Source organism: Affinundibacterium seohonense (genome assembly GCF_014284305.1).
In the GTDB taxonomy this organism is placed as follows: domain Bacteria; phylum Pseudomonadota; class Gammaproteobacteria; order Burkholderiales; family Burkholderiaceae_D; genus Undibacterium; species Undibacterium seohonense.
The window spans coordinates 19219-31769 of sequence record NZ_JACOFW010000035.1; the positions used below are offsets into that span (position 1 = coordinate 19219).

The window sequence follows — 12551 nt, forward strand, 5'->3', positions numbered from 1 at the left end:
GAGCACATCATGACAACTTATTCTGTAATTGCTGAAATGTTTTGACGCCCCTACCTGCCAGTTAGCATTGGCACTCAGAGCGTCAAAAAAGTCAGTAAATTTTAACGAAGTCTTGCGGAAACACCTGCGACTGCAGATGCGACTAACGCTGCCATTGCCAACTCAACCGTTTCATCTTGTAGCGTGTTCTGAGTATCTTGCAAGCTAAAGCGGAAAGCAAGACTTTTCTCGTCATTTTCCAAACCTTTACCACGATATTCATCAAATAAAACAAGGTCTTGCACGATTTTGCAAGATTCAGCTTTGTTTATTTCCGCCTGGAAAACGTCGATCAAATCTTGTGTGGAAACAGTTTGTTTCACAACCAAAGCTAAATCACGTGTCACAGCTTGGAACTTAGAAATTTCACGATGTGTCGGCAAATAAACGGCCTGCAATGCAGCTGCCTCGACTTCAAACACGATAGGCGCTAGAGGCAAGTCATACTTCTGTTGTAAGCGTGGATGCAACTCACCAATCAGCCCAATGATTCTCCCATCGCACTCGACTTGAGCGGAACGTCCTGGATGTAAAGCAGGATGGTCAATTTTATTGAAACGCAGCACTTTGGGCGCAAATAAATTTTCCAAGTCTGACTTCAAATCAAAGAAATCAACATTACGTGTCGCTTGCCCCCATTGTTCTGCAGCGACGGGGCCATAGGCTAACGCTGCCAGACGTTTAGGCTGATCGTATCCGGCAACAGTCAATGCGCCATCCGTCACCGCTTCGTCGCGCAAATATACTGCGGCCAATTCAAAAATACGGACGCGATTTAGTTTGCGATTCAAATTGTAGCGTGTGTTTGCGACCAAACTTGCGATCAAGCTGGTACGCATGACACTCATTTGACTAGCAATTGGATTTTGCAGTTTGATAGGATTATCGTTACCGCAGAAATCCTTTTCCCACACTTCTTCCACAAAGCTGTAATTGACCACTTCTTGATAATCTAAATCGGCAATTTGACGACGCAAAGTAAATGCGGAGCGGGTATTTTCCGGCGCAATTAACATCGCATTCGGTGCAACTGGTGGCAAGGATGGAATATTCTCAAAACCATAGACGCGCACCACTTCTTCGATCAAATCTTCTTCGATTTCAATATCAAAACGATAGGACGGAGGAGTGACCGAAAACAAGCCCGGTTCTTGCGTGAATTGCAAACCAAGGCGAGTAAAAATGTCAGCGATTTGCACGTCCGTAAATTCTACGCCAATCACTTTGTTGGCACGTGCTGTACGCAATTTAACCGGCAGACGTTTTGGTAAATTAACGACTAAATCATCGACTGGACCGACTTTGACATGCTCAGTACCGCCACAAATTTCAACGATTAAAGCAGTAATACGTTCAACGTGTTCAACGATAGATGCAAAATCCACACCGCGCTCGTAGCGATGTGCCGCATCAGTCGAAAAATTATATTTGCGGGCACGACCTTGAATAGCTTGCGGCCACCAGAATGCAGACTCTAAATAGATGTTTTCTGTATCCAATGTCACGGCAGTTGAATCGCCGCCCATGATACCAGCCAAAGATTCGATCTCTTGATGATCCGCGATCACACCTACCCATTCATCAACCGCTACTGTATTGCCGTTTAACAGCTTTAGAGACTCGCCAGCTTTACCCCAACGAACATCGAGGCCGCCGTGAATTTTATCCAGATCAAAGACATGGCTTGGGCGACCAAGCTCTAACATCACATAATTGGAGATATCAACTAACGCAGAAATTGGTCGCTGACCACTGCGTTCAAGGCGTTGCTTCATCCAATCCGGTGTAGCTGCTTTTGCATTCACGCCGCGTATCACACGACCAACAAAACGACCGCACAAATCAGGCGCACTGATTTTGACTGGCAACTTTTCAGTCAAACTAACAGGAACAATGTGTGCTTCAGGCAAATGCATAGGTGTGCCAGTTAAAGCCGACACTTCACGAGCAACACCGAGTACGGATAGGCAATCGGCTTTATTCGGGGTCAACTTAATCGTGAATTTCAAATCATTTAACTGATAGTAATCGCGAAAATTTTGACCGACTTGCGCGTCAGCTGGCAAATCCATCAGACCGCCGTGATCTTCTGATAATTTCAATTCGCGTGCCGAGCACAACATGCCTTGAGACTCAACACCGCGCAATTTACCGACCTTGATCAAGAAAGGTTTCCCATCAGCACCTGGAGGCAAGACTGCGCCAGCCGTTGCACATGGCACTTTCATACCAACCCTAACATTCGGTGCGCCGCATACGATATTCAACAAAGTGCCAGTACCAACATCGACCTGACATACATTTAGACGGTCCGCATCAGGGTGCTTAGCGATCTCAAGAATCTCTGCGACAACCACATTACTAAATGGTGGAGCAACCGGCTCCACTTCTTCCACTTCCAAACCTGCCATCGTCAATAAGTGAGACAACTCATCCGAAGTCATGTTCGGATCTACCATGGTACGTAACCAGTTTTCAGAAAATTGCATAATTCAACCGTGATGTTGGTTAATATTTGGCGCAAATGCGCATCAATATAATTAAAAGCCTCTGCGGCTAATTGTTCTTAGTTACTTAGTTAAACTGCTTCAAGAATCGCAGATCGCCTTCATAGAACAAGCGCAAATCGCTGACACCGTAACGCAGCATCGTCAGTCGCTCTAAACCAGAGCCAAATGCGAAACCGATATACTGGTCAGGATCGAGACCCATGTTTTTAATGACGGATGGATGCACTTGACCTGAACCGGAAATTTCCAACCAGCGCCCCTTCAAAGGGCCGCTACCGAAGGCAATATCAATCTCTGCAGAAGGTTCGGTAAACGGGAAATAGGATGGACGGAAGCGCACTTGCAAATCATCCGTTTCAAAAAAGGCTTTCACGAAATTGAGATACACACCTTTGAGATCGGCGAAGCTGATATCTTCAGCAATCCATAAGCCTTCAACTTGATGAAACATAGGTGAATGCGTGGCATCGCTATCGACACGGTAAGTACGACCTGGTGCGATAACTTTAATCGGTGGCTTGTTCATACGTGCGTAACGTACTTGCATAGGACTAGTATGGGTACGCAACAACAAGGGCTTACCAGATGTGTCATTACCTTCAACGTAGAAAGTATCTTGCATAGAACGCGCAGGATGATTTTCCGGACTATTCAAGGCTGTGAAATTGGTCCAGTCATTTTCAATTTCTGGACCGTCAGCCACGTCAAAACCGATTGAACGGAAAATTTCTTCAACACGCTGCCACGTACGCATTACTGGATGAATACCACCGATACCACGACCGCGGCCAGGTAAAGTCACGTCGATCGCTTCGGCGTTTAAACGTGCTTCCATCTGCGCGTTGGCTAACGCGTCACGACGAGCTGTCAATGCATTTTCGATTTTCTCTTTAGCCACATTAATCACTGCACCCTGAACTTTACGTTCATCAGGCGCGAGCTTGCCCAAACTTTTCATTTGCTCGGTAATTTGACCGGATTTACCAAGGTACAAAGCTTTCGCATTTTCTAAAGCGGCTGCATCTGGAGCAGCAGCAAAATCAGCGACAGCTTGAGTTACGATTTGATCTAAGGAATTCATGCGATTTTTCCCACGTTATGTGGATAATGGAATTAATATTTCAAAGACTTACACAAAATAGTTCACATCAATCGAGTGAGCGATTTTGCAAAAGCCCTTCAGAAAAACAAACGGGGCACAGGATTGAACCTCTGCCCCGCTCATATTGCATCTTCGCACTAGGCGAATCTACAGACTATGACTAATTAAGCAGCCAAAGTCGTTTTTACTTGACTAACAATCGCAGCAAATGCTGGTTTGTCCATCACAGCCATATCAGCCAACACTTTACGGTCGAGTTCGATGTTCGCTTTTTTCAAGCCGTTCATGAACACGCTGTAAGTCAAACCATGTTGACGAGATGCAGCATTGATACGGGTTATCCACAAAGCGCGGAATACGCGTTTTTTGTTACGACGATCACGGTATGCATATTGACCAGCGCGCATAACTGCTTGCTTAGCAATACGGAATACCTTACTACGACGACCACGATAGCCTTTGGCTAAATCGAGAACTTTCTTATGACGGGCACGAGCGGTAACCCCACGTTTTACTCTAGGCATGATAACTCCTTAAAATAGTGAGTAGAGGTTAAGCTGTTGGCATCATACGCATGACTGATGTTACGTCAGACGCGTTGATGTTACGGGTGCCACGCAATTGGCGTTTGTTCTTAGTGGTTTTTTTAGTCAAGATATGGCGCTTGAAAGCATGACCACTCTTAACAGTTCCACCTGGGCGTACACGAAAGCGCTTCTTTGCAGAGCTCTTTGTTTTCATTTTAGGCATTTTACATCCTGTCTTTTACGACAGTTCCTTTTTATATGATGGTAGGTGGCAACAATGACGTTACTCTTGGATGCCTACTTCTCACTTAGCTTGGGCTTGAAATCGAGTTCAATGCCCTTTGTTGCGACGGCGATGCTTGCGAATCACTGCCACTACAAATTCTTTATTTTGCGCTCCAACTTCGAGATCGCAAGGTGGGTTCAGAAATTCAATTTTAGGGTTGCAGTACTAGGCGTTTCCCGCAGCAATACAAAGGTATTGCAGAGACAAACAACAAAGTAATGCGCCCTACAATTAGATTTATGGGCTCACCGAATTACTTTTTCTTTTTCGGTGAAAGGATCATAACCATTTGGCGTCCTTCCATCTTAGGAAACTGTTCAACCTGACCGTAAGGCTCAAGATCCAGTTTCAAACGCTCTAACATGCGCATACCAATTTCTTGATGTGCCATTTCACGTCCACGGAAACGCAATGTAATTTTAGTCTTATCGCCGTCATCTAAGAATTTGGTCAAATTACGCAACTTAATATTGTAATCACCATCATCTGTACCTGGACGGAATTTCACTTCCTTGACCAAAATAACTTTTTGCTTCAGCTTGGCTTCGTGCGCCTTCTTCTGCTCTTGGTACTTAAATTTGCCGTAATCCATCAATCGGCAAACAGGTGGCTGCGCGGTTGGCGCGATTTCCACCAAATCTACTTCGGCCTCTTCGGCTAAGCGAAATGCTTCACTTAATTTAACAATGCCTAAAGGCTCGTTCTCAACGCCGGACAGACGCACTTCTATCGCTGTAATTTCGCCGTTGATGCGATGTGACTTATCGGTAGCTATCTTAGTTTCCTTCAAAAATTTAAATAAACAGGCTGTACTTTTTCGCGGGCAAAAGCTGGTTAAGCCTTGGTTTCCAAGTCGTTTTTGAGGCGATCCAAGAAGGCTTCTTGAGTCATTACACCCAAGTCCAGATTACCGCGCGTACGCACAGCCACTGTATTTGCATCCCGTTCTTTATCACCAACTACGATGATGTAAGGCAATTTTTGCATGGAATGTTCGCGTATTTTATAGGTAATCTTCTCATTACGCAAATCTGTATGCACTCTAAAGCCTTGTTTTTTCAGGTTTTCTGCGACAGATTTAGCATATTCAGCCTGCGACTCGGAAATATTAAGCACCGCAACTTGCACTGGAGCTAACCAAGTTGGCAAAGCACCAGCATGATTCTCGATCAAAATACCAATAAACCTTTCCATTGAACCAACAATCGCGCGATGCAACATCACTGGCACTTTACGAGAGTTGTCGTCAGACACGTACTCAGCACTTAGACGACCTGGCATAGAAAAATCCACTTGCATCGTACCGACTTGCCATGGACGACCTAAACTATCTTTCAAGTGATATTCAATCTTAGGACCGTAGAAAGCACCCTCACCTGGCAATTCTTCCCAAGTCATGCCGCAATTACGCAAAGCAGCGCGTAAAGTCTCTTCCGCCTTATCCCAAATTTCTTCAGAGCCGATACGATTTTCAGGGCGCAACGCCAATTTAATTTGAATATTTTCAAAACCGAAATCGTCATACACCTTCATCGCTTGCGGATGAAAAGCCATTACTTCGTCTTGAATCTGATCTTCAGTACAGAAGATATGACCATCATCTTGTGTAAACCCACGCACACGCATAATGCCGTGCAACGCGCCAGATGGCTCATTACGATGACATTGACCGAACTCACCGTAACGCAATGGCAATTCGCGATAGCTGCGCATATTTGAATTGAAGATCTGCACGTGACCTGGGCAGTTCATTGGCTTCAACGCGTAGTTACGATTTTCAGATTCGGTACTGAACATATTCTCGCGATAGTTCTCCCAATGCCCAGTTTTCTCCCACAAAGTGCGATCCAAAATTTGCGGCGCCTTGACTTCTTGGTAGCCACAGTCTTGATACACCTTGCGCATGTATTGTTCAACTTGCTGCCAGATCGTCCAACCTTTTGGATGCCAGAAAATCAAACCAGGCGCTTCATCTTGGAAGTGGAACAAGTCCAAACTCTTACCCAACTTACGATGATCACGCTTTTCTGCCTCTTCCAACATGTGCAGGTACTGTTCTTGATCTTCTTTCTTCGCGAATGCAGTGCCATAAACGCGTTGTAGCATCTCGTTTTTGGAATCACCGCGCCAATACGCGCCAGCCAACTTCATCAGTTTGAATACTTTGAGCTTGCCTGTTGAAGGCACGTGCGGACCACGGCACAAATCTGTGAAATTGCCTTCAGTGTACAAAGACACATCTTGATCCGCAGGGATCGATTCTATAATTTCAGCTTTGTAAGCTTCACCGATGGATTTGAAGTAAGCAACCGCCTCATCACGTGGCAATACTTTGCGAGTAACTGGCTCATCCTTCTTTGCCAACTCAGTCATTTTCTTTTCAATCGCCACCAGATCATCCGGTGTGAATGGGCGCTTGTAGGAAAAATCATAGTAAAAACCGTTTTCAATCACTGGACCGATAGTCACTTGCGCTTCAGGGAATAATTCTTTCACTGCGTACGCAAGTAAATGTGCAGTCGAGTGGCGAATCACTTCCAAGCCATCCGCATCTTTGTCAGTCACAATGGCTAGATCAGCATCAGCTTCGATCAAATGCGAAGTATCAACTAATTTACCGTTCACTTTACCTGCCAAGGCCGCTTTCGCCAAACCCGTGCCGATACTGGCAGCGACTTGCGCTACCGTGACGGCGGACTCGAATTGTCGCTGCGAACCATCGGGCAATCGAATTGAAATCATATTCATCTCCATACGGGCCTAAGCCAAAGAAAAAAACAAAAAAATAGGAACACAAAATCTATAGGCGAAAAAAAACGCGGACTAGCCGCGTTTTTTATCGTACCTGAAGACGAAAAAACACCTCGACTAGCGTCGCTCACAAAGGAATGTGATCGTAGTTCGCGGTGTCATAACCATGATGCCTTTCTCGCTCTTACAAAGTACTACTTATTTTTACTAAATTCTGGTGGGCGGTGCAGAATTCGAATCTGCGACCCCTTGGATGTCGACCAAGTATTCTAACCAGCTGAACTAACCGCCCGAAGAGCCGTGACTATAGCAAACTACAGCAAAGTCGTAAAGAGCTTTTTAAAAAATTCATATAAGCCCCCCCCCCAGAATCCTAAACGCAATCTTTAAATCAACTTCAAGACCAACTTAAAACAAACCGGTCACAAATCGAAAATATCCTTTGCACCAAAATCACATTAACCAAGAATTGAAACATCGAGTCACATCTAAATCCCTTACAATGCGATCTCACTTATCCAAAGCTATCCTTTCATGCCACACGACCCACACACACATAGCACCCCAGACAAAAGCGCGCACCTTCATGCACATCGCCATGGCGATGCGGAGCACCAGCACTATTTTGCTGATCGCAGTCAATCTATTTTGGCATGGGCACTTGGACTAACCTTGTTCTTTGCTGGAGTCGAAGTCGCGTTTGGCCTCCTGTCCAATTCGCTCGCACTCATTTCCGACGCAGGTCACATGGTGACGGATTCCGCAGCGCTCGGCCTCGCCTTATTGGCGCAAATTATTGCCAAACGCCCACCAACGGCTAAACATACATTTGGATTTGGCCGCTCCGAAGCTTTAGCCGCCTTTGTAAATGGTTTGGTAATGCTAGGCGTAGTTGCATGGATTAGCTTTGAAGCATTACAGCGACTCGCGACACCAGAAAAAGTACAAGGCGGCATCGTTATGATTGTCGCGGCGATTGGCCTAACAATCAACATAATTGTGGCGTGGGTTCTTTCCCACGACAAAGACAGTATGAATACGCGGGCGGCGTTAATTCATGTCATGGGCGACCTGCTAGGATCGGTGGCCGCCATCGTTTCAGGAGCGATAATCTATTACACCGGCTGGATGCCAATTGATCCAATTTTATCGATCTTTGTCTCGCTGCTCATACTAAAATCAACAATTGGTGTTCTTAAAGAATCCTTTCACTTTTTAATGAAAGGCGTACCTCATCATATCGACTATGTAAAAATTGGTAGTGATCTCGAAGCCACACCTGGCGTCGCCTCGGTTCACGACCTTCATATTTGGGATATGTCACCAGGTCAACCAGCGCTGATTGGCCATTTGGAGATTGATGATTTGAGCGCATGGCCGCGCATTTTAGAGAGCATCAAAAAGATGCTACTGGAAAAACACGGAATCGATCACATCACCTTGCAAGCTGAGGTTTTAAGGGATGATGAATTTAATGCAACCTGATTCAATGCATAGACTCAATCTTCCTCGCGCAACATCCAAGCTTTTAAACCATTGACCCAAACTGGCGCCTGCAGTTTGTAATTCACTCGCAAAATCGCAGCGCGTTGATACAAAATTTCAAAATCGATTTCCGGAGCGGTCTTAAATGCGATCGCCACAACATTTGCATCGTGAACCTCAGGCAACCACACCACAACATCAAAATACTCCTGCATCGCTTCGATATTTTTTCGACGCTGCACATCATTGGCAAACAGGTTAACAGTCATCATGCCTTCAGGCGTCAAGCAAGCAGCACACGCTTCATAAAACTCAGGACTATCCAATACCGGCCCATCAGCTTCCGCATCATACAAATCCACCTGAATCACATCCACGGTGCCATGACGCGCTCGATTACGCACAAAATCGAAGGCATCCATGTCTAACACCCGCAAACGATCATCGTCTGGTGGCAACTTAAATTGCTCACGACACATGGCAATCACTTTGGGATTGAGATCAACAGCTGTGACTAACGCATCAGGAAAATGGCGATAACAAAATTTGGTTAGCGAAGCAGCGCCCAACCCCAATTGAACTATATGTTTAGGCAACATATCGAACAACATCCACAAATTCATTTGCTGTACATATTCGAGCTCAATTTGATCTGGAACCGCTAGTCGCATGGAGCCTTGAATTGGCGCGCAACTCGTATCAGCATTAATTTCACTAGCCAAATGCAAAGAACGGACACCTCTGAATTCGGAAACAAAAACATCTGGATAGTCGATCGTCGAAGGACTCATTAAACTTCTTCTTTTCATAGTCAAACTGGGGAAACTTGTCGCCAAGCACAATCGTGCGCATGATCATTTACCATCCCGATCGCTTGCATGTACGCATAAATGATCGTCGAGCCGACAAACTTAAACCCACGCTTCTTCAAATCTTTAGAAATCTGATCTGACAAATCTGTCATGACAATGCGTTCCCCTTTATTTAAAATCGGTTTGCCATCAACATATGCCCACAAATAAGAGTCCAAACCACCCGTCTCTACGCGCAATTTCAAATACGCCTTAGCATTTGAAATTGTCGCGTGAATTTTCAAACGATTACGGATAATTCCAGCGTTTTGCATTAAATTTGCTATCTTGGCTTCATCATACAAAGCAATTTTCTCAGCATCCCAAGCATCAAAAGCCAAACGATAATTCTCTCGTTTATTTAAAACAGTTTCCCAACTCAATCCTGCTTGCGCTCCCTCCAAATTGAGCATTTCAAATAGACGCAACTCATCATGACATGGCACGCCCCATTCATGATCGTGGTAGTGCAAATACAAAGGATTAGCAGTATTTGCCCATCCGCAACGCTGTAACGACATAAGTTCCTTTCTTTCCACCCGAAAATAAGATTGAATCTGGAATTACATTTGGAATCAAATAGCATTCTCAGATGTCGCAATCAATAGGCTATTTATTTGCTCTTTTAGACACATATTCTTTCTATGCCAATCGAGTTCGATTATACTGCTTCGCATTCATAAGACACTGCCAATGTAAACACTAGGCCATATCCTTTTAGTCAAAATAAAACTAAACCCAAATCAAAAAAGGTTACCAACATGCTCAAAAATTTCGCCGTCGCTCGCAACTCGATCGTCACTGCAGGTTTATCGTTAATGCTAATAAGTTGTGGTGGCGGAGGTAGTTCAGAACCCAGCATTAATCTATGCGGCAATGGCAAGGGTGTTTGTGCTGTGACAGGTTCAGATAATTCAGGAAATAACGGCTCTACCAGCACCATAGGTTTACCAGAGACTTATGCCAACATTTGCACTGCCAGTGCAGAAAAATCTTGGGTTCGAGCACATCTTCATGACGTTTATCTCTGGTACAAACAAATTGTCGATGTCCCAGCAGCGAATTACGCGACACCTGAAGGCTATTTTGACGCTTTATTGGTCAAAGCAAACGATAGATTTAGCTTTACTGCTGACAAGGATGAAATCGACGGCTATTTTGAAGCTGGTGAAGATGTTGGCTTTGGCTACAAGCTGGTTAATCAAAACAACAGACTTCGCGTAACTTTTGTGCAGCCTAATTCACCAGCAGACCAACAGCGAATTAAGCGTGGAGCGGAAATCGTTGGCTTAAACGGCGTGCCAATTGAGCAAGTCAGTTATGACAATCAAATTGAGTCGCTTTACCCGAGCAGCTCACAAATTTCGACGCGTTTCGAGGTCAAGGATGTCGGTTCTAACACCACGCGTATCGTCCAGATGCAAGCGACAACCGTCACGACAAAACCAGTTTTACAAAACAAAATCATTACAACCGCAACAAATCGCCGTTTAGGCTATATCGTCTTCACCGATCATATCGCCACTGCGTCAGATCCATTGATTACTAGCTTGCGCGAATTCAAGCAACAAGGCATTGATGACCTCGTACTTGATCTGCGTTATAACGGTGGTGGCTACATCTACATTGCCAATGAAGTTGCATCGATGATCGCAGGCAGCAAAGCGCAAGGCCGCGTTTTTGAGCAGCTGCAATACAATGACAAGCACGCTGACTGGACTGCCGAAAGCAAATTTTTGTTCACCAACAAATCCCGCTCAGGACAGGACTTGCCACAATTAAATCTGCCACGCGTTTTTGTATTAACCAGTGCCAGAACTTGTTCTGCCAGCGAATCCATCATCAATGGCTTATCACCTTTCGTCCAAGTAATTACCATCGGCGGAAATACCTGCGGCAAGCCTTACGGTTTTAGCCAAAAAGATAATTGCGGCATAGCCTATTTCGCGATTGAATTTGATGGCGTCAATGATGCAGGTAAAGGCGGTTACGTGAATGGTTTCGCCCCGACCTGCCCTGCTAGTGATGATTTAGAAAATGAGCTTGGTTCACTCAGTGAACGATTATTAGCGAATGCTGCTAGCTATAGTAAAAATGGTGTTTGCGGCGCAACCGGTTATATGCCACCACCAACCACTGGAAGCAATGCATCACAAATTGCCGACCGTGAGCCGCACGATTGGAGAAATAATAAATTCAAAAAATGATCTGAACAACGGTCAAACAAAAATCCCAAACAGCGATGTTTGGGATTTTTTTCATTGTCGATGTAAGTTTTGCTGTTCCTATACGACTAATGCACAATCGGGACTCTTACAGCCATCTATCATGTTCAAAAATTTTGCTTACCTTTGTTTGTTTTGTTTTTCCTTATTTCTAAGCCACACGGTTTCCGCACAACAGCTAAAAACCAATACCAAGCTTAATTTAGTGGGTATCGACTATCGAGGCACAAAAATCAATTTGCAAGACTACCAAGGAAAGACCATCTTAGTCAGTTTTTATAGCGCGGGATGCAGTGTCTGTGCGCGCGATCTGAAATTAATGCGGGAATTTTATCGAGATAATCACGGAAAAAATTTCGTGCTAATTGGTGTCAATACCGATAAAACCCAAGCGGATTTTGCGTTGTACACCAAGATACTCGGCGCGAGCATCCCCAAGAATCAACAATTTCCGTTGATCTGGCGTGGCAATGCGGAACAGCTCGAGGGTTTTAGTGTAATGAATACAGATCCTACACACTTTCTTATCGCACCAAATGGGCAGTTAAGTCTAAAACGCGAAGGAACGTTTAAAGCGGAAGATTGGGATAATTTGTGGGAATCTCTAAATCCCTAATTCGCCCAGAAAAAAACGCACGGCTAGCGTGCGTCAGATCGCTGACAAACCCCGTCTTTTATTAAAAGCGGGGTTTTTTATTGGGTAATGATTGCGTCTCTAGTAGGCACTTTAAAAATAAAAGAACTTCGCCACGTATTTTTCAAACGAAGACTCAAT

Annotated in this window: 11 protein-coding genes and 1 tRNA gene; 3 read left to right on the forward strand and 9 right to left on the reverse strand. The window is 44.7% G+C overall.

The features are described from left to right. Positions 1 to 101: 101 nt before the first annotated feature. The 7 genes from pheT to H8K52_RS19355 form a co-directional block, all read right to left on the reverse strand. Entirely contained in the window at positions 102 to 2528 is a 2427-nt protein-coding gene (gene pheT, locus H8K52_RS19325; RefSeq protein WP_186924555.1) for a phenylalanine--tRNA ligase subunit beta, read from the reverse strand. An 85-nt stretch (positions 2529 to 2613) separates the two neighbouring features. Then, positions 2614 to 3630, reverse strand: a complete 1017-nt coding sequence (pheS, locus tag H8K52_RS19330; RefSeq protein WP_186924556.1) for a phenylalanine--tRNA ligase subunit alpha — start codon at positions 3628 to 3630, stop codon at positions 2614 to 2616. Between the two features lie 185 nt (positions 3631 to 3815). Further along, positions 3816 to 4175 (reverse strand): 50S ribosomal protein L20, encoded by a 360-nt coding sequence (gene rplT, locus H8K52_RS19335; protein WP_186924557.1) that lies wholly within the window; start codon positions 4173 to 4175, stop codon positions 3816 to 3818. Positions 4176 to 4203: 28 nt separating this feature from the next. Continuing rightward, positions 4204 to 4401, reverse strand: coding sequence for a 50S ribosomal protein L35 (gene rpmI, locus H8K52_RS19340; protein ID WP_038493025.1), 198 nt, complete (start codon positions 4399 to 4401; stop codon positions 4204 to 4206). A gap of 316 nt (positions 4402 to 4717) precedes the next feature. After that, positions 4718 to 5254, reverse strand: coding sequence for a translation initiation factor IF-3 (gene infC, locus H8K52_RS19345; protein WP_186889229.1), 537 nt, complete (start codon positions 5252 to 5254; stop codon positions 4718 to 4720). 44 nt (positions 5255 to 5298) lie between these two features. Then, a complete protein-coding gene (gene thrS / locus H8K52_RS19350) occupies positions 5299 to 7206 on the reverse strand; it encodes a threonine--tRNA ligase (protein WP_186924558.1) in 1908 nt (635 codons plus the stop codon). Between the two features lie 224 nt (positions 7207 to 7430). Then, a tRNA-Val gene (locus H8K52_RS19355) sits at positions 7431 to 7507 on the reverse strand. 242 nt (positions 7508 to 7749) lie between these two features. On the opposite strand from H8K52_RS19355, the gene H8K52_RS19360 reads away from it, so the two are divergent. Continuing rightward, positions 7750 to 8700 (forward strand): cation diffusion facilitator family transporter, encoded by a 951-nt coding sequence (locus tag H8K52_RS19360; RefSeq protein ID WP_186924559.1) that lies wholly within the window; start codon positions 7750 to 7752, stop codon positions 8698 to 8700. Between the two features lie 14 nt (positions 8701 to 8714). On the opposite strand, the gene H8K52_RS19365 is transcribed toward H8K52_RS19360, so the two are convergent. Continuing rightward, positions 8715 to 9491, reverse strand: a complete 777-nt coding sequence (locus H8K52_RS19365) for a spermine/spermidine synthase domain-containing protein (RefSeq protein ID WP_246464710.1) — start codon at positions 9489 to 9491, stop codon at positions 8715 to 8717. A 20-nt stretch (positions 9492 to 9511) separates the two neighbouring features. Beyond that, positions 9512 to 10072 (reverse strand): DNA-3-methyladenine glycosylase I, encoded by a 561-nt coding sequence (locus H8K52_RS19370; RefSeq protein ID WP_186924561.1) that lies wholly within the window; start codon positions 10070 to 10072, stop codon positions 9512 to 9514. Positions 10073 to 10312: 240 nt separating this feature from the next. On the opposite strand from H8K52_RS19370, the gene H8K52_RS19375 reads away from it, so the two are divergent. Together H8K52_RS19375 and H8K52_RS19380 are read left to right on the forward strand one after the other, a co-directional pair. Next, positions 10313 to 11758 carry a S41 family peptidase gene (locus tag H8K52_RS19375; protein WP_186924562.1) on the forward strand — a complete coding sequence of 482 codons (1446 nt, stop codon included), beginning with the start codon at positions 10313 to 10315 and terminating at the stop codon, positions 11756 to 11758. A 121-nt stretch (positions 11759 to 11879) separates the two neighbouring features. Beyond that, positions 11880 to 12392 (forward strand): peroxiredoxin family protein, encoded by a 513-nt coding sequence (locus tag H8K52_RS19380; RefSeq protein ID WP_186924563.1) that lies wholly within the window; start codon positions 11880 to 11882, stop codon positions 12390 to 12392. The last annotated feature ends 159 nt before the right edge of the window (positions 12393 to 12551 follow it).